We start from the raw sequence: 18,569 nt of genomic DNA, 5'->3' as shown, positions 1-18,569 counted from the left end.
AAACATATATTTTATTTCGGCATTAAAACACCATCAATAACGTGTGTAACTCCATTACTAGAAACAACATCGGCAATGGATATATTAGCATTGTTTACCATCACTTTACCATTCTTAACAGATACCTTTAATTTACCTCCCTGTACAGTAATTAATTCCTGGCCATCTTTCAAATCCCCCGCTTTTAATGTTCCTAAAACAATGTGATATGTTAACACTTTGGTTAAGTCTGCTTTAGCCTCTGACTTCATTAAACTATCTAATGTGGCTTTATTTATAGTCGAAAAAGCTTGGTTTGTTGGTGCAAATACAGTGAACAAATCGTCGCTACTTAAAATCTCTACTAATCCAGCTTGTTTAACCGCAGCTATGAACGTTGTGTGATCTTTGGAATTGGATATATTGTCAAAAATGTTCTTAGAGGGAACCATCATTGTTCCTCCTACTTCAACACTAGTTTCAGCAACTGCTACATCACTAACTGCTTTATCTGATTCTTTAACTAAATTTTCTGGTACAGAATCTGCCTTAGACAAATTACAAGATGAGATTAAAGCTAAACACACTACGCCTATAGCTGAGCATAAAAATACCTTTTTCATAATTTGTTTACAATTGTTTGTTTTCTGTATATACGATGTAAATGAGAAAAAGGTTTTCTTGAAATGGAAAAAATTAGTTAAGCTCAGCTTTCTAATTTTAGAAACATTATTCAAACTTCATTTCAAAAAGCAAATAGTGTTTAATACCAAATTTTTTACCCCAATTTTCTATGTCCTTTCCATTACTTCCTACTTCACACCAAGACTTTGATCCATCTGCTCTTTTATAAGGTAAAATGTAAGCTAAAAAATGAAATGACTCATTATATCCTATTTCAAGTTTACTTTCTTCTGCTAAATTCCTTAAACTATATTCATTACTTTCAATAGCTTCATATTCTTTTGTTGTAGAAAACCTCGAAAACTGAAATGATATTTTAAGTTTATTTTTTGACGTTGATTTCGACAGGACTTTTATGTTTAAAGTTGTATCATTTACCTTATCCATTCCAATCCCAACCATTTCCTTACTATTAAAGACAGTACTTTCTGATTTAATTTTTCCATTCCAAATCTCTTTAACCGTAATGGTGTATGTCTTACTTTTTAATTCTTTGCCATTAAAATTTATTTTGTAGCAATCAATGTTCTCAAATCTAAAGAGGTCGAGTAACTCTTTATTCTCTGAGCCATAAACGGAAATCATTTTTAAATCCTCCTTTTTTTGTTGCCCATAAGATGGAGCAACCATCATTACTGAAACCAGTAAATTTAAAATTAAATGCTTTTTCATAATTTGTTTTTTTTTCAAAAATGAGCTGAAAAAACATCTATTATCGTTAACCTCAGTTAAGGTTCAGTTAATTAGTGTTAACTCAGTTCTGTTTTTGATTTCTGAGACTTATGTTTGTACCGATGCAGAAAAAAATAGTTGTGATATTGGTTTTAATGAGCTGCTGCGTAATTGGCATTACGGGTCTACAGCTCTATTGGAATTATAAAAACTATCAAACTGTTGTTGCAAACTTTAAAAAGGATGCCAATAATGCACTTGATATAGCTGTAGATAGAGAAATGGCTCAAAGAAGAGCTGCTCTAGTATTAATAGTAAAAAAATGGTTAGCCGATTCTACCATTGTAAGGATTACTTGCGACACGCTTAATAAAGATCACAGTACTGCATTTACAATGGAAGATGTTATTCCTTATTATGCAGACGAAAAAGCCGATAAAATCACTTTAGGTATAAGTGATTTTAAAGATAAAGTAGGGAAAATTACTCCAAAAGCGAAAACAGCATTTATAAATCATTTTGGAGAAATTGTAAAAAATGACCTTAATCAATCCACGGTACACTATTATACTCAAGGTTTAGGGCATAGGATTGAAAATGCATTTAAAAGCAGTAAAATTAATCGAAGCAATTTCAATAAAATTTATACAGAGGAACTAGCTAAAAGACAAATATCAACTTCGTTTAAACTTAATACAAATAGTGCAGAGCAAAAGAATCAGTTCGTTACACATAAGGCAAATACTGCATTTAGAAGACCATATGTTAATACAACAATTTGGGCAAGTTTAGAAAATCCAAATAGCTATTATTTAAGAGAAATGAAATGGTTAATGATTTCTTCACTCCTACTTATTACAATTACACTTTTATGTTTTTATTACACCATTAAAACGTTGCTAAATCAGCATAAATTGGTTGCCATAAAGAATGAGTTTATAAGTAACATGACGCACGAAATTCATACACCCTTATCCTCAATTCAAATTACAACTGAGGCTTTGCAAAGATTTAATCTTGATAAAGAAACTAAGGAAAAGTACCTTGATATTATCCTATATCAAACCAAAAAATTAAATCTACTTTCTGAAGAGATTTTGGCTAGTGCGAAACTAGAAAATGTAGAGTTTACAATGAATGAAGATATTGATTTAAATAAGCTAATCCTAAATGTAATAAAAGCTACAGTATTACCAGAAAATATCCAGTTAGAACATAAGTCTACAGAAGAGAGCTTATTTATCAAGGGAAACACAGTGCATTTATCACGTTCTATTACTAACATTTTAGAAAATGCAATTAAATATAATTCAACAGCCAACCCTACAATTGAATTTAAAATAGTAAAAAGTAAAAAAGGAATTAACCTAAGCATAATAGATAATGGCCCTGGCATCGCTGATGAATTTAAACAAAAAATATTTGAACAATTTTATCGTATTCCTACAGGAAATGTTCATGATATAAAAGGATATGGCTTGGGTTTGAGCTATGTTAAAAAGGTAATATCTAGGCACAAAGGCTCAATTATTATAGCTGACAACAAACCATTTGGAAGTATATTTTCAATTAATCTGCCAATTAATGGGTAACGCAAAGCTACTTCTTGTTGAAGATGAGCCTTTCTTAGCAAAGGTAGTTGAGGACAGCCTCAAGCAAAAAGGATATACTGTTAGTTATGCAGCTGATGGTAAAAAAGGCTATAACCTCTTCCTGAACAACAAATTTGATCTTTTAATTCTAGATGTTATGCTACCGTATACGGATGGATTTACTTTAGCTAAACAGATTAGAAAAAACGATGACAACACCCCTATATTATTTCTTACCGCGAAAACAGAAACTGCCGATTTAATTGAAGGATACAAAAGTGGAGGTAACGATTACTTAAAAAAACCATTTAGCCTTGAAGAACTATTTCTTCGAGTTGATGAATTATTAAAAAGAAATCAAAAGCAAACCCCAATAAATCTATCCGAAATAAGTATTGGCAAATATAATTTCAGCTACCACAAACAAGAATTATGTATAGGCGATGATATAATTAAATTATCAAATCGTGAAGCAGGATTATTATTACTATTATATAAAAACAAAAATACTTTAACATATAGAAAAACGGCATTAATTACCCTTTGGGGTGATGATAGTTTTTTCAATACGAGAACAATGGATGTTTTTATCACGCGGTTGCGGAAACATCTTAAAAAAGATAGTGAAGTAGAAATTTTAAACGCTAGAGGAATTGGTTATAAATTGATTTGTTAATTCGTTTTCATCCTACTTTGAAGAATCTGTAATAGTGAATTAACTCATTAGATTCTTCGCTTCACTACCGATATGAAATCGGTACAAGTTTGAATGCCAAATCAACTATCATGATGCATTTTTAACTTATCCAATAATTCCGCAGAGATATTATCAGCATAAGCACCATAAGCATCAATTATAACTCCTTTTAAGTTGCCCACTGGCGATGAAATGGCGTAAATAACTGAACTATCTCCAGGGTCTGTCATTCCTTCAAAACGATAAAATTCATCTATCTCAAATTCTTCGGGCATGAGTTGAAGGTCTAAAGATTTACACTCAATACAATCTTGAGCTAAATTAAAATCGTATTCGTAACCTCTTTTTTCTAGATCGGCTACTGCAGCAGTTAGTGTATCGTATATATGCATACAGCAATTTACTAATTTTACTTTATTGTGCATAAATCTACTTTGTAAAACTTTTAAACTCCAATTCTAATTCTGATATTTAAGCATCATGATAGTTTCAGAAAGAACCCTTAAGTGGGCGATGTGTTTTTATCCACCACTATTATTTCAACGCATTTGGGTTAAAAGGTTTCATCCTGGCTTTTTGGGCGTAGATGTAAAAATCAGCAATAGCTTTTTAAACAGAAACTATAATGGCTCTATTTTTGGAGGCTCTATTTACGCTGCCACAGATCCATTTTATGCTATTTTGTTTGATCAATTAATGCAACGTAGAGGGTTCAAAGTTCGTGTTTGGTTAAAGAGTGCATCTATCCAATATCTTAAGCCTGGTTTAACAGATCTCCATTTTACTTTAAAAATTACTGATGAAATGATAATTGAGGCTGAAGATGCCTTAACCGAAAAAGGAAAATTTGTAATGGCTTACCCAATGGAATTATTTAATAAAGAAGGCGAATTATGTGCTACGGTGATGAACGAAATTTACTTGCGCACAAAATTCCCTGGAGAGAAACAGAAAGTTGCTATTTAAAATGCTGAGCCATGAATATCAAGAGACTAATTTTAGAAGGCGAAAACGTAAGCTTAGATTTTAAAAAGACCATTAGCAATACTGAAAAAATAGCAAAAACCTTAGTGGCCTTTGCTAATAATCGGGGTGGTAAACTTTTAATTGGCGTGGCTGATGATGGCGCAATAAAAGGTGTTAAATCAGAAGATGAAGAAAGATACATGATTACAAAAGCTGCTCATGTCTTTTGTAAACCTGCAATAGAACCAAAATTTGAAGAAGTTTATGTAGATGATAAAATTGTTTTGGTAGTTGATATCCCTAAAAGCGATTTGAAACCACATTATGCCTTAGATGAGAACAAGAAATGGTGGGTTTACTTTCGAGTTAAGGATAAAAGTGTGCTAGCTAGTAAAATAATTGTTGATGTACTAAAGGAAGGTAATAACGATAATGGTCAACTTATATTGTATACCGAATACGAAAAGAAATTGTTAACCTACCTCGGAGAACATGGCAGAATCACTTTAAAAGAATATAGCAAATTGATTAAAAGTGCTCATAAAAAGGCTCAAAAGATTATTGTCGGATTGATTTTAACAGGAGTTCTTTTACCGCACCTTTCAGAAAAGGAAGAGTATTTTACTGCTGCAGATGTAAAATAATCAGTTTTTATTTTCCGCTTTGCGGGATTAAAACAGCACCTTTGTAGTGTATGCAACAATCGCTATTTACCAAATATAAATCTTACTATAAAGAAAATTTAATTCTTGCCCTACCAATTGTTGGCTCTCAAATTGGACACATGGCTGTGCACATGGCCGACAGTATTATTGTTGGTCAATTTGCAGGAACAACACAATTGGCAGCTGTTTCTTTGGTTAATAGTTTATTTATGTTGGTTTTAGTTGTAGGCTTGGGTATTTCTTATGGCCTAACTCCTTTAATTGCACAAGCCAATGGCAGGCAAGACAATAACGAATGTGGCAGATTATTATCAAATAGCTTAATCATAAACATAATAACTGGTCTGTTTCTTTATGTACTTATCCATTTTGGCACGTTAGCTTTAATAGATAATATTGGCCAATCTCCAGATGTTGTTTTTTACGCAAAACCATACCTTGGTTACTTATCTTTTTCTATAGTTCCATTAATGATTTTTCAAACCTTTAAGCAGTTTGCTGAAGGTTTAGGTTTTACTTTACAAGCAATGCTGATTTCTATTTTTGGTAACATCATCAACATTATTATTGGAGTAATTTTGGTTAGGGGAATGTTCGGCTTTGAGGCCATGGGCGTTAAAGGAGTTGGAATAAGTACATTAATTGATAGGTCTTTAATGGCGCTAGTAATGGCGATGTATGTTCTAAGGTCAAGAAACTTTAAGATTTTCTTAAAGGAGTTTAAAATTTACGCAATTGATAAAATTAGAAGTACCCAAATCATAAGAATTGGTGCTCCTGTAGCCATGCAATACATTTTCGAAATCAGTGCATTTAGTGGTGCGGCTATTATTATTGGAACAATTGGCACTGCGCCACAAGCAGCTCACCAAATTGCAATTAACTTAGCAGCTTTTACCTATATGATAGCTAGTGGTGTAGCTTCCTCAGCTACTATTAAAACTGGGAATTATTTGGGCCAAAAAAGCTTTACAGACCTACGTCGTTCTGCTATAGCGAGTTACCATGTTGTTATTGCTTTCATGTCTTTTACAGCTGTATTATTTGTTCTGGCTAATACGCTCCTGCCATATATTTATACTAAAGATTTAGAAGTAATCGGCATTGCAGCTCAATTACTAATTATCGCTGGCTTTTTTCAATTATTTGATGGAACTCAAGTGGTTGGTTTAGGTATTTTGCGAGGTATTGGAGATGTAAATATTCCTACATTTATTACCTTTCTTTCTTATTGGATTATTGGTATTCCCTTTGGCTATTTTTTAGGCTTTCATTTAGATTTTGGTGTAAAAGGAATATGGTACGGATTAACTTTTGGTTTATTAACCGCCTCTGTTTTATTGTTTTTAAGGTTTCAATTCAAAACAAGGTCTTTAATAAAATAATTAAGCCAATACTATTTATTGGCATTTATTTTAATATTATATTTAACCTTTATATTTTTTATGAAAAAGAGAATTTTGGTTGTTGAGAGCAATCCTGATATTTTAGAATTGATATCATTTGTTTTAAATGATGCAGGATATGAGGTAGATTTATTTTCTAATGAGAAGAAAATCTTTGATCATATTGTGAAATTTCAGCCAGACGCTATTTTATTAGACATTGTTCAGCCTACCGTACAAGGAACTGAACTTTGCCGACAGATAAAAGAAGCCGAAGGTACTAGTCATATACCAGTTATCGTACTATCTACGCATCCACACATAAAAAAAGTTAAAGAAGTGTGTGCTGATGAAGTTATTCCAAAACCATTTGATATTGACGGTTTAGTTGAGATTATAAGCGAACAGTTGAAAAGTGTTTCTTAACATTTTAAATTCACATAGCATTCAGGAATACACTGAACAATAGGTAATCATTGTTGTTTATAGCCTAATAAACAATAAGGATGATTGCTTTAGTACTACCTTTTAATAAATTAATCCATAAGGAACTACATATTAGTACAGCCCCATCTGCAGAAGAAATTTTAGTGGCTGGCTTAAAAAATGGCGACACAAAATCCATAGAAAGTCTTTATAGAATGTATGCAGGCTCATTAATGGGCATTATATCTAGAATTGTAAAGTTTGATGAGATTGCCGAAGATGTACTTCAAGATACTTTCTTAAAAATATGGAAATCGATTGGACAATATGATGCCTCTAAAGGTAGATTATTTACATGGATGGCTAATTTGGCTAAAAATAAAGCGATTGACCAAGTTAGGAGCAAACACTACTCAAAAGCAACAATTACTGATGACATAGATGAATCACTGACTGTATTGGACCAACAAACACATGTCTTATTTAACCCTGATAATATTGGTTTAAAACACATTATATTAAAACTTAAACAGGATCAGATGGAGGTTGTTCGATTGTTCTATTTTGAGGGTTACACCCAATCTGAAGTTGCCAAAGAGCTATATATCCCTTTGGGCACTGTAAAAACAAAACTCAGACAATCGATATTAGCCTTAAGGCAGTATTTTAATGAAACAAATACCAACTTAAATCTCTGATTGCTTAATCAGATTTTATCTTCAGTATGTTTCTCTGGGTTAAGTTCTTTACTATTTAACTCATTTTCCAATTCCTTTTGATCTTTTTTGTTTCGCTTAATCACGAAAAGAAAAAATGCCAAAATTGCAATCACAACTATAGCAATAACTACGATATTGATCTTCATGGTATTAAGATTTATAATCTAATAACTAAAAATAACATCATTATGTTTCTTTAATTTTAACTCTGTGTTAAATCTTAATCATTAGGGAATAGCACTTGCTGATGCCCATCGTATCTTTCTCTAATTTTAACTTCGCCGAAATTTGAAAAGCCTACACCCAAAAGCCTTATTTTCTTTTCTCCTAAATCAACATTGTTTAATAATTGTTTTGCTGTGTCAATAACTTGATCTAACTCATTGATGGGAGTTGGAAAAGATAAACTTCTGGTAATCTGCTTAAAATCGCCGAATTTAACCTTCAAGGTAATTGTTCTTCCATATATTTTATAATTCTGCAGCCTCCTAAAAGCAGATTTTGAGATAACTTCAATCCAATCATCTAACTCTTCTCCCCTGCCTAAATCATAAGAAAAGGTATCTTCTGCACTAATGGATTTAATTTCTTGATGTGGCTGAACTTGGCGGTTATCTATCCCTCTAACAATGTTATAAAAGAACTTACCCGTTTTGCCGAAAAGCTGGATTAGCCTTGCCTCGGTCTGTTTTTTCAGGTCTAGACCAGTATGTAAACCTTGTCTTTTCATTTTTTCGGCAGTTACTTTTCCAACACCAAAAAACTTTTCAACCGGCAACTTCTCCATGAATTTTTCCATTTTCGAAGGACCAATAAAAGTCAATCCATCTGGCTTGTTCATGTCTGATGCAATCTTAGCTGCAAATTTGTTTATAGAAACTCCAGCAGATGCTGTTAGGTTTAATTCGTCTTTTATGGCTTGTTTAATCTGCTCCGCAATGGTGATGGCAGAACCAATGCCTAACTTATCTTCACTAACATCTAAGTAAGCTTCATCCAAGGAAAGTGGTTCTATTAAATCTGTATAACGACTAAATATTTCCCTAATCTTTCTAGAGACGTCTTTATAGGCATCAAATCGAGGTCGCACAAAAATTGCATACGGACAAAGTTGTTGTGCTTTTTTAGATGTCATTGCAGATTTAATTCCGAATTTACGAGCTTCATAACTCGCAGTGGCCACAACGCCACCTCTCCCTTCTGGCGAACCCCCAACAACTAATGGCTTTCCTCTATATTCTGGAAAATCCCTTTGCTCTACCGAAGCGTAAAAGGCATCCATATCTATGTGGATAATTTTACGAACGATGCTTTTACTTTCATTTTCCATTTACTGCAAAATGAATTTAGTGTAAGCTCTATCTTCCCAAAACTTATAGCCCTTATCTTGGAGATCTGTGCCATCAAAAATCAAATCTACAAAACCATTCTTTTCTACTAACACAGTGTGATAAATTTTCCCCTCTGGATTCTTAATTAATTTAAAATCTATTGAATGTCTTTTATCAAACCACGTTAATCTATCAGCCAAGTCAAACGACTTTAACTTAAAATCAGCCTGTAAATTTTTTGCAATTAATTTGCTCCTAAACCAAGTTCCACCGGTTGGTGATACTAAAGGCTTACCGTTGTAAACCACCACACTATCATTGTAAGCAATAACTTGTAATGATTTGTTTTTAGCTTTTAACCAGGTTTTAAGCTTTGCTGGATGCTTTTCTGTTTCATAACCATAAGTTGCATCTAAAAAGCCAATACGTTCAATATAAGCAGGTATTTGAGCTTGAGAATTGATATACCCAAAAATGAAGCTTCCACCACCACTGTGCCCGCTTAATATAATTTGAGGATTAAAATTTTTATATCGTTGTAACAAGCTAGAAACAATTTCTCCTATTTGCGTATCGCTATTTGTATATTTTCTTCTCCAAGCTGGCCAACTCTTTAAGTAGTTTTCTGCATAAACAACTATGTAGTTTGTGTTTTGGTCGGCATTCCTAATAAATTCGGTTTGTGCACCAATATGCTGAATATCAAAATGCCAATCATCGCCCTGCGCTAGTCTTTTACCAAAAGTTTGCTCGGTCGTATTTCCATTTGGCAAAGCATAAATGATAATTTTAGTAGGTTCTGAAAGCGTGAAAACTGCTGGCTCGTCTATAGATAAAACCACTCCGCTATCAATTTCAATTTTTTTTAAGGAATGGAATTTTGCAGCAAAGGATGATTGAGCTTTTGTTTCAACATTAAAGATGAGTAAGTAAATGATTAATAGCGACCACTTCATACCCAAATTTACAATAATCTCTTATTGTTTTTTAGGTGTCCTACCTAAATTTATAACAGCACCCACGCTAAAAACAGAATTGCCAGCATTTAAAAACTTTCTGCTTTTTAAGCCAAAGTTACTTCCGCTTGTATATTGCAGTTGCACTTCATCACTTAAAATCATTCTTGTATAAAAAACAGGTTCTAAGAAAATATTATCCTCATTGGGCTGCAATACATTATTTCTATAAAAATTGTTGGTGTTGATGAAACTCATCCGCAATGCGGTACCGTAGTTTAAACCAAATTTTGCACCAAAAAGCTTTAAGTTCCTCCTCCTTTTGGAACTATAATTTACTTGGATAAACTTTTTATCATAACCTGCCTCTTGAAAATCTGTACTGATAATATTCTTGTTATCATCAAGTTCTCTAAATGTCCTTTCGCTTTTCCCACTTCCTAAACCTGCATAAATTTCCAAAATCCTGTTCTTATTAGGTCCGAATGTTTTGAAATAACCTCCACCAAACTCTATCATTTTATGTTTTATGTCTTTTTTATCCTTTTCATTCTGTAAAAATGCCCCATTTGCTAAAATTGCGAAATGGTTGCTTAAGGCATAGGCCGAATTAAAATTGAAATTTCCTTTAAGGGACATGTGCGCACCAGCAGCAATTTCGCCCTGCGTAGTTAGCATTGGCGTATTAGGTACACTTGGAATATAAATTGAAGAGCAGCCAGATAAAAATATCACCAAAAATATTGGTGCAAAACGTAAGTTATTAGTCATAGATAAAATAATAACAGCTTTTGCCGTAAATTATTATCTATTTACTGAATTTCATTAGCTCCATTACTCTTTTAAATTCTTCATGAATAGTTGAGTTAATGCTTATTTTTTGTTGTGTAACTGGATGAATAAATGATAATTCTGACGCATGAAGCAACATGGTTGTCATTTCAAATTGCTCCATGAAAAACCTATTTTGTTTATTGCAGCCATGTTTTCTATCTCCAATGATGGGATGGAAGATATGAGCAAAATGCCTCCTCAATTGGTGCATACGGCCAGTTTTTGGTGTAGCCTCTACTAATGAGTACCTAGAGGTTTGGTGTTTTCCAAAAGCTATATCTATTTCTGCCCTTTGCAATGTTTTGAAATATGTAAAGGCGTCTTGCATATTTCCATTTTCCTTTGCCAAGGGATAATCGATACCTAATTCATCTGGCGCATACCCACGCAAAATTGCCAGGTATTTCTTTTCCACCAAACTCTCTTGAAACTGTTTATGCATGGCTATTTCTACCTCTTTCTCAAATGCGAAAAGCAAAATACCACTAGTTTTTCTATCTAAGCGATGTACTGGACTAACGTGTCGACCGATTTGGTCTCTTAGCATTTGTAAGGCAAATTCCGTGGCATCATTAGCCATCTTAGAACGATGAACAAGCAATCCGTGAGGTTTATTGATAGCAATTAAATGCTCGTCTTGGTAAACGATTTCTAACATTTGGCGAAGATAAACAATATTGTCATTCTGAAAGATTTTGTCGTGTAAAGCAACGCGAAGCATCTATACATCGATTTAATTACTTGAAGAAATCTTTAATGAAAAACTTAAATTATTTGGGCGTGCCCCAAGCTACGCAAGGGTCGGGCTCATTCGCTGCAATCTTTTTATGCCACATCAACCTCCTTCCATAAAAAGGATTTTCACTACTATCCCTCACGCAAGCAAGTAGCTTTACCTAACTAACATCTAATACACTACTCGTTATTTTCTATATAAACGAGTAGTATCTATTGCTTTGATTTTTATTAGTTTCATAATATCGTTATCCACTAAAACACCTCCGTTGAACGGGATATAAAAACTCAAATATTGATATGAATAAATATCTTCTGGCATTGTGGCTAATGCACCTTTAGCATATTCTTTAACTTGTTTCGTTATGTTAACATTCCCCTTAATTATTTTTGGATAAAACCTTGGTCAAAGGTTTTTTTATTTATGTAACCAATACCATATTTATTAATAAAAAAATCATTTTCTTCTTCATTGGAAACAAATAGCCTTACTTCCCCTACGTAGCTTTGTGGAATAGTAATAATTTTATTAGGCCTATATTCACTTAAATAAAAAATAGAGCAAAATATTATTACAAAAATGGATGTAAATGTTATAGTCCACCATTTTGAGTTTAACATTTTCTTTGCCAAATAACCTAATATTAAGGATATTAAAAGCGTACAAGGCAAATAGATTAAGACCAAAAACCAAGAAGGAAGTATCATTGTTTCTGTTTGCAACATTTTAAAGCTGCCAAAACCCAATGAAAGAACACCCAAGATTATAATGATAGGCTGTATTTTATATTTCATTATTAATAAAATTTAAAACGGTACTTTTCACAATTAACTATACAAATCCTAAATCATGTGCTGTGTGCCACAGACCACGGATAGAGATTACTTTAATGTAAATGGTATTGATTTTTTAAGGATAAAATAAGTATCTAAATCAATTTCCTTATTATCGTTCTCAAGGATTTTTCCATTGTAATCGATTTGATAAGAAGCAACTTGGGTTGAAATAATATTGCCTGAAAGCGGAACATCATATTCATGTCTTTTCTCTTCTACCATAATTTTATCATTCTCAAAAATATAAGTGTAACCAGACTTTCCACTTTCGCCATAAAATGTAATGGCTATTTTTTTAATCTGATTATCTATGTAAAAAGCTTTCCCATCGTTTCCTTCAGCACTGTAGTCCCCTTCTAATGAGAAACTATGAACAATTTTATCAGAATGATTAGACTTCAAATTATCCTTTAAAATTTTTTGTCTAACAGAATCCAAGTTATAAACTTGTTCTTTTACAACTGGAGGGATATCTGTTCTATCGCCCAAGGTGTCTTCTTCAATTTTTTTCGGTTCGCTAACTGAAGTATTGTTATTGCAAGCTGCTAATAGAAGCATTAAGAAGAGTAAATAATTTTTCATAACTAAATATACAAATCTGCGGCTAACCTAAAAGTATTACAATGCGCATCAACAATTACTTTAATATCTGCAGAATAACCACCTCCCATACTCACCTGAACTGGCACTTGATGTTTAAAGCAAGCCTCAAAAACCATTAAATCACGTTGTTTACATGCATTTTTTGTTAAAGACAATTTACCTAATTTATCGCTTTCTAAAACATCAACTCCTGCTAAATAAAAAACAAAATCTGGTTTGTGTTTCGCAAAAACCACTGTTAATGCATCACTTAATTTATTCAAAAAGGTTTCATCATCGGTTCCATCTTCTAATGGGATATCTAAATCAGATTGCTCTTTTCTGAAAGGAAAATTTTTATCGCCATGCATAGAAAAAGTAAAAACCCTTGGTTCATTTCGAAAGATTTCTGCTGTTCCATTTCCCTGATGTACATCTAAATCTATAATTAAGATATGATTAGCTAAATCATTATTTAATAAATAGTTAGCAGCAATAGCTTGATCGTTTAATAAACAAAATCCTTCTCCCCAATTACTACCAGCATGATGCGTTCCACCGGCAACATTAAAAGCAACACCAAACTGCTGAGCATACCTAGCACCATCAATTGTTCCTTGGGCAATTCTAATTTCTCTTTCTACCAATTGAGCACTTAAAGGAAAGCCTATTCTTCTTTGGTCCTTAGCTGATAAGGTTAAATTTTTAAGCTGTAACCAATAGGCTTTGCCATGAGTTGTGATGATATTTTCCTCATCCAAAGGTTCAGGAGCAAATAAGTTATCCTTTGTAATTGTCCCTTCGTGTAATAGCTGCTCTGGTATCAACTCATATTTAAGCATCGGAAAACGATGACCTTCTGGCAAAGGATGTGCATAAAGGGGATGATAGGCTATTTTTAACATCTATTGTAATGTGGTTTAGATTGTTGCATTGCTAGATTGTTCTATTGTTGTTGACAATTACTGGACAAGACAATCGCAAAACTGTTATTCACGGTTTCCCAACAATTCAGCAATTTAACAATAGAGCAATTAACTTTTATTTCCAACAATAAAGCAATTGAACTAGCTTAAAATCTCTTGGACGTGTTTTTCAATATTATTGCAAATTTGATCTACTGGCAGGTCATTTGCATCCTGATTAAATGGGTTCTCTATTTCTTCAGCTATGAGCTCTAAACTCGCTAATACATAGAGAATAAAGGGTACTATTGGAACAACAAAATAGCCTAAACTAAACACCCATCCAATAGGTAAAGTTATCACATAAATGAATATGAATTTTTTGATGAAAGCACTGTAAGAATATGGGATTGGTGTATTTCTAATTCTTTCACAACCACCACAAATATCTGTGAATTGGTTGGCATCGCCACTTAAGGTAATTAATTGTTCTTGTGAAATCTTCCCATCTCTTTGCAAATCGTATAACCTAGCAATTATACTTGCTGCAACCTGATTCGGAATGTGTTTTCCGCCATCTATTTCAATCAAAAAGCTATCCTTACCAAAATATTGTTTCTCCCTTAAATGCTCCTTTAAAGCAAAACCATATTTCGGAATGGCATACTTGAAGAACTCAACTTCTTCTTCCGATAAGTTTAACGCTTTTATTTTTAGCGCAAGGTTACGACTCACATTGGTTAAAGCGCCAAGTAACTTTCTGCCATCCCACCACCTATCATAAGAGGTATTAGTTCTAAAAACTAATAACATAGACAACACGAAACCTAATAAATTGTGCATCATTCCTACATTTTTGATGTATGTGGTTTCTCCTAGCTTTAAATGATTCAGTTCCAAATAGGCTATTATTGCCGAAAGAATTGCTATACCCAGCATTAAAGGCCATAACTTTCTAAAGGTATCTGATTTATGGACGTGGAAAATAAAGCTCATCCACTCTTTAGGATTGTAATTGATCATGTTTTAAATTCTATTAATTATGGGCATTCATTAATCCCCCACTCTGTTGAACCACCTCTTCCATTTTCGCACTTCCAATTTTTTCTAATTTCCTTAACTTTCCAATGTGCTCCATCAAATTTAGCGAACATCATTATTTTTTCTTTTTGAACTGCATCATCATCTACACGTTCATTTATCAAGGTTATCTGGAAACTATTCTTCTCTATTGTTTTCTTATTTATGTTAATTTGATGAGGCACTTCGTTTGAATCTATGTAATATCGTTTGATTAACTCCTCTGGTGTTTTGATATCATTTCTTAAGCTAATTTTTTGATTAAAAGAGCTTGGGTCAATGTTCTTATAGTTTTCTGAACAAGAACAAATTGCCGTTACGAGTAGAACGATTAAGAAAAGCTAATTTTTTGATTAAAAGAGCTTGGGTCAATGTTCTTATAGTTTTCTGAACAAGAACAAATTGCCGTTACGAGTAGAACGATTAAGAAAAACTTAATCCAGACCTTTATCATTTAAGATTTTGGCTAATGGTTAACAACAACTCACCAGTTTTAAAAACATCTTCAAAACTGTTATACAAAGGCACCGGACTTAGGCGAATTACATTGGGTTCACGCCAATCTCCAAGTACATGATGAGCAACCAACTGGTCGAATATTTTCTTCCCGTCCTCTTTTGCAATGATAGAAACCTGAGCTCCTCTATCTTCTTCTTTTGAAGGAGTGATAATCTTAAATTGCTCTTCCCCTAATTTGCTATTTACTTCATTTATAATGTAAAACAAATAAGAAGTTAAAGTTTTACTTTTAGTTCTTAATGTATCTATAAATCCTGCTTTTTCGAACAATTGGAGTGAAGCGTGGTATAAAGCCATTGGCATTACCTGCGTACAGCTTACTTGCCAACCGTCTGCACCAAGTTCAGGAATAAATCCTTTTTCCATTTTAAATCGCTGCTCTTCTTTATAACCCCACCATCCCGCAAATCGATTTAAAGTAATATCAGTAAAATGTTTTTCGTGTACAAATATTCCGCTTATTCCACCAGGCCCAGCATTTTGGTATTTATACGAACACCAACAAGCAAAATCTATATCCCAATCGTGTAATTGCAATGGTACATTACCTGCGGCATGAGCTAAATCAAAGCCTACAATTGCACCAATCTTATGTCCGGCCTTAGTTATTGCCGACATATCAAACCACTGCCCTGTGAAGTAATTTACACCTCCAAACAGCACTAAAGCTAATTCATCTGCATTATCTTCAATTGCGCTGATAATGTCTTCTGTCCTTAAAATGTATTCTCCATCCCTAGGTTTAACCTCAATAATGGCATCCGCAGGATCAAAACCATGGAATCTAACTTGACTTTCTATAGCATACTGGTCTGATGGAAATGCACCAGCTTCCATTATGATTTTATATTTTTTCGCTTTTGGCTGATAAAAACTAACCATTAACAAATGAAGGTTAACGGTTAAAGTATTCATTGGGCAAACTTCCGAGGGTTTAGCACCAACAATTGGAGCCATTAACTTTTTCAGTTCTTTATGGTAAAACATCCAAGGCGAATCTCCATCAAACCAACCTTCAACTGCAAGGTTTTGCCAGTTATTTAATTGTACTTCCAACACCTCTCTTGCTGCTTTAGGTTGTAAGCCTAAAGAATTACCACACAAGTAGATAAATGGATTACCATTTTGTTGCGGAAACAAAAATTCATTACGCATTTCTCTTAAAACATCTTGTTGATCTAAAGCTTGAGCAAAGTCTAAATTATTCTCGAAATTCATACCGCAATATTACAAAAAAAGCCTAACCGTAAGGCTAGACTTTTCATTAACATATTAAATTGATTAAAATTTAATAGTATCGTGTTTACCCAAATCGGGTGCATCTCCCGTTACAATTGCTTTTAACATCTTAAACGCTACCACCATTTTACTGGCATTCGCATCCCAATATTCTGCTACACTTGGCGTTACTTTAATTAGTATTAAATTCGGGTCATCCGCACCTTCTGGAAACCAAGCTTTAATGGGCGGAGAGAAATATGCTTCCTTCCTAGCTTGGTCATCAACCAATTCAGCTTTTCCATTTACTGAAATGTAAGTATTGCTCGATGGCTCGCTATATGCCAAATTAACTTCATTCTCCTTAGAAATCTCTTTACTTTTTAACGAATACTCGTTGGTAAAGAACCAAATGCTACCATCGTCTTCTATTTTAGCTGTACCCATTGGTCTACTGCTAAACTCATCTTCACTGCTTAAAGTAGTAAGCATACAAATTCTTACCTTTTCTGCCATTTCTTTAAGTATGGCTATATTTTTTTCATTTTTCATAAAAGATGTATTTGATTTATAAACATCAGATATGTGGAAAGGTTTTAAGAAATAATCCTTCTACAGGTCCAGAATGAAATTCACTAAGAATTTGGTTTGCTTACATATTTATTGCCCTTGATGTAAAATCGCCAAGGCAACAACGCATGGTCTTCGGCATAATCTACACCAACTCTGGGAGATGTAATTATATATTCAGGCTTAAAATGAATGCCATTATCCTCAATCCAAATTTCATCACCAAGTAAATCTTTAGCATTTAGATTTTTATCTATGCCTAAGGCTTTTGCAAGTGCACCTGGTCCTGCCGTTATTCTTGGTGCTATACTTTGCATATTTCTACGATCTAACATAGTTGATAAACCTTCAGTAGGTTCTATGCCGCGTATTAAAACAGCATGAGGATTGTTTTTAGTGTTTGTAACCACATTAAATAAGTGGTGGATGCCATAACATAAGTAAACGTACGAAATGCCACCAGCTTCATACATTGTTGCTGTTCTAGGAGTAAATCTGCCATTATAAGCGTGAGACGCCTTATCAATAATCCCATTGTAGGCTTCCGTTTCCACAATTGTTCCGCCTGTCAGTCGACCATCAATTAATGTGAAAAGTTGCTTGCCTAAAAGTTTAACAGCTAAGCTGGTCACATCTTCTTGTTGGTAAAAAGAATAAGGTAATTTAGGCATTTAATAGATTGATAATCTGGTTGAGGTATTTGCCATCAACTTCATCAAAGTGAGCAAGATATTCGCTATCAACATCTAAAACGCCGATAATGTTTTCTCCCTTGTAAAGCGGCAATACGATTTCAGATTTTGATGCAGAAGCACAGGCGATATGACCAGGAAATTCATCAACATCTGAAACAATAATGGTTTCTGCTTTTTGCCAAGAAGTACCACAAACACCTTTTCCCATTTTAATTCTAGTGCAAGCCACGGGACCTTGAAACGGACCTAATACCAATTCATCGTTTTTAACTAAATAAAAGCCTACCCAAAACCAGTTAAATTGCTCTTTTAATGCAGCGCAAACATTAGCCAAATTTGCTATTAAATCAGTTTCGCCATAAAGCAAAGCTTCAATTTGAGGAATAAGAGATTGGTATTGTTCTTCTTTGGTGCCTGTTTTGGCAATAGTTAAATCTTCAGCCATTAGAATAATTTTGATAAACAAAGTTAACCATAACAAAAATTAACTAAGCTAGTTCTAAAGAGATTTACAAATGGGTG

24 protein-coding genes are annotated in these 18,569 nt (G+C 33.5%); 7 read left to right on the top strand and 17 right to left on the bottom strand.

Annotation, left to right across the window (positions count from 1 at the left end):
• Positions 1-11 precede the first annotated feature (11 nt).
• Positions 12-602 carry a fasciclin domain-containing protein gene (locus R2Q59_RS06115; RefSeq protein WP_316784431.1) on the bottom strand — a complete coding sequence of 197 codons (591 nt, stop codon included), beginning with the start codon at positions 600-602 and terminating at the stop codon, positions 12-14.
• Positions 603-708: 106 nt separating this feature from the next.
• Positions 709-1,335, bottom strand: coding sequence for a hypothetical protein (locus tag R2Q59_RS06110; protein ID WP_316784429.1), 627 nt, complete (start codon positions 1,333-1,335; stop codon positions 709-711).
• A gap of 122 nt (positions 1,336-1,457) precedes the next feature.
• On the opposite strand from R2Q59_RS06110, the gene R2Q59_RS06105 reads away from it, so the two are divergent.
• Positions 1,458-2,927: a HAMP domain-containing sensor histidine kinase gene (locus R2Q59_RS06105; RefSeq protein WP_316784427.1), complete on the top strand. Its 1,470-nt coding sequence runs from the start codon at positions 1,458-1,460 to the stop codon at positions 2,925-2,927.
• On the top strand, positions 2,920-3,603 hold the full coding sequence (locus tag R2Q59_RS06100) for a response regulator transcription factor (RefSeq protein WP_316784425.1): 684 nt from the start codon (positions 2,920-2,922) through the stop codon (positions 3,601-3,603). Before R2Q59_RS06105 ends, R2Q59_RS06100 begins: the two co-directional genes overlap by 8 nt.
• A gap of 101 nt (positions 3,604-3,704) precedes the next feature.
• Here R2Q59_RS06100 and R2Q59_RS06095 read toward each other — a convergent pair whose 3' ends face one another.
• Positions 3,705-4,016, bottom strand: coding sequence for a phosphoribosylpyrophosphate synthetase (locus R2Q59_RS06095; protein WP_131553863.1), 312 nt, complete (start codon positions 4,014-4,016; stop codon positions 3,705-3,707).
• A gap of 88 nt (positions 4,017-4,104) precedes the next feature.
• On the opposite strand from R2Q59_RS06095, the gene R2Q59_RS06090 reads away from it, so the two are divergent.
• The 5 genes from R2Q59_RS06090 (at position 4,105) to R2Q59_RS06070 (ending at position 7,764) form a co-directional block, all read left to right on the top strand.
• Complete coding sequence (locus R2Q59_RS06090) at positions 4,105-4,590, top strand: DUF4442 domain-containing protein (RefSeq protein WP_316766924.1); 486 nt, start codon at positions 4,105-4,107, stop codon at positions 4,588-4,590.
• 11 nt (positions 4,591-4,601) lie between these two features.
• Complete coding sequence (locus R2Q59_RS06085) at positions 4,602-5,234, top strand: ATP-binding protein (protein WP_316784423.1); 633 nt, start codon at positions 4,602-4,604, stop codon at positions 5,232-5,234.
• Between the two features lie 50 nt (positions 5,235-5,284).
• Complete coding sequence (locus R2Q59_RS06080; RefSeq protein WP_316784421.1) at positions 5,285-6,640, top strand: MATE family efflux transporter; 1,356 nt, start codon at positions 5,285-5,287, stop codon at positions 6,638-6,640.
• A 60-nt stretch (positions 6,641-6,700) separates the two neighbouring features.
• Complete coding sequence (locus tag R2Q59_RS06075) at positions 6,701-7,066, top strand: response regulator (RefSeq protein WP_316766916.1); 366 nt, start codon at positions 6,701-6,703, stop codon at positions 7,064-7,066.
• Positions 7,067-7,146: 80 nt separating this feature from the next.
• A complete protein-coding gene (locus R2Q59_RS06070) occupies positions 7,147-7,764 on the top strand; it encodes an RNA polymerase sigma factor (protein WP_316784419.1) in 618 nt (205 codons plus the stop codon).
• An 8-nt stretch (positions 7,765-7,772) separates the two neighbouring features.
• On the opposite strand, the gene R2Q59_RS06065 is transcribed toward R2Q59_RS06070, so the two are convergent.
• The 14 genes from R2Q59_RS06065 to R2Q59_RS06000 all read right to left on the bottom strand — a co-directional run bounded on the left by R2Q59_RS06065 (position 7,773) and on the right by R2Q59_RS06000 (position 18,492).
• A complete protein-coding gene (locus R2Q59_RS06065) occupies positions 7,773-7,931 on the bottom strand; it encodes a hypothetical protein (RefSeq protein WP_316766912.1) in 159 nt (52 codons plus the stop codon).
• Between the two features lie 74 nt (positions 7,932-8,005).
• On the bottom strand, positions 8,006-9,115 hold the full coding sequence (gene dinB, locus R2Q59_RS06060; RefSeq protein ID WP_316766910.1) for a DNA polymerase IV: 1,110 nt from the start codon (positions 9,113-9,115) through the stop codon (positions 8,006-8,008).
• Positions 9,116-10,072, bottom strand: coding sequence for a hypothetical protein (locus R2Q59_RS06055; protein ID WP_316784417.1), 957 nt, complete (start codon positions 10,070-10,072; stop codon positions 9,116-9,118).
• A gap of 21 nt (positions 10,073-10,093) precedes the next feature.
• On the bottom strand, positions 10,094-10,843 hold the full coding sequence (locus R2Q59_RS06050) for a hypothetical protein (protein WP_316784415.1): 750 nt from the start codon (positions 10,841-10,843) through the stop codon (positions 10,094-10,096).
• Positions 10,844-10,880: 37 nt separating this feature from the next.
• The gene (locus R2Q59_RS06045; RefSeq protein WP_316785468.1) at positions 10,881-11,564 is read right to left on the bottom strand and encodes a pseudouridine synthase; all 684 of its coding nucleotides are present in this window, start codon (positions 11,562-11,564) and stop codon (positions 10,881-10,883) included.
• A 461-nt stretch (positions 11,565-12,025) separates the two neighbouring features.
• Positions 12,026-12,436, bottom strand: a complete 411-nt coding sequence (locus R2Q59_RS06040) for a hypothetical protein (protein ID WP_316784413.1) — start codon at positions 12,434-12,436, stop codon at positions 12,026-12,028.
• Positions 12,437-12,523: 87 nt separating this feature from the next.
• Complete coding sequence (locus R2Q59_RS06035) at positions 12,524-13,060, bottom strand: hypothetical protein (RefSeq protein WP_316784411.1); 537 nt, start codon at positions 13,058-13,060, stop codon at positions 12,524-12,526.
• A 2-nt stretch (positions 13,061-13,062) separates the two neighbouring features.
• On the bottom strand, positions 13,063-13,965 hold the full coding sequence (locus tag R2Q59_RS06030) for a histone deacetylase (protein WP_316784409.1): 903 nt from the start codon (positions 13,963-13,965) through the stop codon (positions 13,063-13,065).
• A gap of 162 nt (positions 13,966-14,127) precedes the next feature.
• Positions 14,128-14,988, bottom strand: a complete 861-nt coding sequence (locus R2Q59_RS06025) for a bestrophin family protein (RefSeq protein WP_316766895.1) — start codon at positions 14,986-14,988, stop codon at positions 14,128-14,130.
• 17 nt (positions 14,989-15,005) lie between these two features.
• Entirely contained in the window at positions 15,006-15,230 is a 225-nt protein-coding gene (locus R2Q59_RS06020) for a hypothetical protein (RefSeq protein ID WP_316784407.1), read from the bottom strand.
• Between the two features lie 265 nt (positions 15,231-15,495).
• Positions 15,496-16,782 (bottom strand): kynureninase, encoded by a 1,287-nt coding sequence (gene kynU / locus R2Q59_RS06015; protein ID WP_316784405.1) that lies wholly within the window; start codon positions 16,780-16,782, stop codon positions 15,496-15,498.
• Positions 16,783-16,845: 63 nt separating this feature from the next.
• Positions 16,846-17,334, bottom strand: coding sequence for a pyridoxamine 5'-phosphate oxidase family protein (locus R2Q59_RS06010; RefSeq protein ID WP_316784403.1), 489 nt, complete (start codon positions 17,332-17,334; stop codon positions 16,846-16,848).
• An 83-nt stretch (positions 17,335-17,417) separates the two neighbouring features.
• Positions 17,418-18,023: a DNA-3-methyladenine glycosylase gene (locus R2Q59_RS06005; RefSeq protein ID WP_316784401.1), complete on the bottom strand. Its 606-nt coding sequence runs from the start codon at positions 18,021-18,023 to the stop codon at positions 17,418-17,420.
• Complete coding sequence (locus R2Q59_RS06000) at positions 18,016-18,492, bottom strand: GAF domain-containing protein (RefSeq protein ID WP_316784399.1); 477 nt, start codon at positions 18,490-18,492, stop codon at positions 18,016-18,018. Before R2Q59_RS06000 ends, R2Q59_RS06005 begins: the two co-directional genes overlap by 8 nt.
• Positions 18,493-18,569 lie beyond the last annotated feature (77 nt).

This window comes from Pedobacter frigiditerrae (assembly GCF_032678705.1).
GTDB lineage: Bacteria > Bacteroidota > Bacteroidia > Sphingobacteriales > Sphingobacteriaceae > Pedobacter > Pedobacter frigiditerrae_A.
This window is presented reverse-complemented; position numbering and strand designations above follow the sequence as displayed.

Bases quoted from the DNA above. Each gene is read 5' to 3' on its own strand.
- R2Q59_RS06080 (WP_316784421.1), top strand. From the start codon at position 5,285: ATGCAACAATCGCTATTTACCAAATATAAATCTTACTATAAAGAAAAT.
- R2Q59_RS06115 (WP_316784431.1), bottom strand. From the start codon at position 602: ATGAAAAAGGTATTTTTATGCTCAGCTATAGGCGTAGTGTGTTTAGCT.
- R2Q59_RS06075 (WP_316766916.1), top strand. From the start codon at position 6,701: ATGAAAAAGAGAATTTTGGTTGTTGAGAGCAATCCTGATATTTTAGAA.
- R2Q59_RS06050 (WP_316784415.1), bottom strand. From the start codon at position 10,843: ATGACTAATAACTTACGTTTTGCACCAATATTTTTGGTGATATTTTTA.
- R2Q59_RS06110 (WP_316784429.1), bottom strand. From the start codon at position 1,335: ATGAAAAAGCATTTAATTTTAAATTTACTGGTTTCAGTAATGATGGTT.
- R2Q59_RS06025 (WP_316766895.1), bottom strand. From the start codon at position 14,988: ATGATCAATTACAATCCTAAAGAGTGGATGAGCTTTATTTTCCACGTC.
- R2Q59_RS06090 (WP_316766924.1), top strand. From the start codon at position 4,105: ATGATAGTTTCAGAAAGAACCCTTAAGTGGGCGATGTGTTTTTATCCA.
- dinB (WP_316766910.1), bottom strand. From the start codon at position 9,115: ATGGAAAATGAAAGTAAAAGCATCGTTCGTAAAATTATCCACATAGAT.
- R2Q59_RS06030 (WP_316784409.1), bottom strand. From the start codon at position 13,965: ATGTTAAAAATAGCCTATCATCCCCTTTATGCACATCCTTTGCCAGAA.
- R2Q59_RS06055 (WP_316784417.1), bottom strand. From the start codon at position 10,072: ATGAAGTGGTCGCTATTAATCATTTACTTACTCATCTTTAATGTTGAA.
- R2Q59_RS06045 (WP_316785468.1), bottom strand. From the start codon at position 11,564: ATGTTAGAAATCGTTTACCAAGACGAGCATTTAATTGCTATCAATAAA.
- R2Q59_RS06065 (WP_316766912.1), bottom strand. From the start codon at position 7,931: ATGAAGATCAATATCGTAGTTATTGCTATAGTTGTGATTGCAATTTTG.
- R2Q59_RS06085 (WP_316784423.1), top strand. From the start codon at position 4,602: ATGAATATCAAGAGACTAATTTTAGAAGGCGAAAACGTAAGCTTAGAT.
- R2Q59_RS06035 (WP_316784411.1), bottom strand. From the start codon at position 13,060: ATGAAAAATTATTTACTCTTCTTAATGCTTCTATTAGCAGCTTGCAAT.
- R2Q59_RS06040 (WP_316784413.1), bottom strand. From the start codon at position 12,436: ATGAAATATAAAATACAGCCTATCATTATAATCTTGGGTGTTCTTTCA.
- R2Q59_RS06000 (WP_316784399.1), bottom strand. From the start codon at position 18,492: ATGGCTGAAGATTTAACTATTGCCAAAACAGGCACCAAAGAAGAACAA.
- R2Q59_RS06105 (WP_316784427.1), top strand. From the start codon at position 1,458: ATGCAGAAAAAAATAGTTGTGATATTGGTTTTAATGAGCTGCTGCGTA.
- R2Q59_RS06095 (WP_131553863.1), bottom strand. From the start codon at position 4,016: ATGCATATATACGATACACTAACTGCTGCAGTAGCCGATCTAGAAAAA.
- kynU (WP_316784405.1), bottom strand. From the start codon at position 16,782: ATGAATTTCGAGAATAATTTAGACTTTGCTCAAGCTTTAGATCAACAA.
- R2Q59_RS06100 (WP_316784425.1), top strand. From the start codon at position 2,920: ATGGGTAACGCAAAGCTACTTCTTGTTGAAGATGAGCCTTTCTTAGCA.
- R2Q59_RS06005 (WP_316784401.1), bottom strand. From the start codon at position 18,023: ATGCCTAAATTACCTTATTCTTTTTACCAACAAGAAGATGTGACCAGC.
- R2Q59_RS06010 (WP_316784403.1), bottom strand. From the start codon at position 17,334: ATGAAAAATGAAAAAAATATAGCCATACTTAAAGAAATGGCAGAAAAG.
- R2Q59_RS06070 (WP_316784419.1), top strand. From the start codon at position 7,147: ATGATTGCTTTAGTACTACCTTTTAATAAATTAATCCATAAGGAACTA.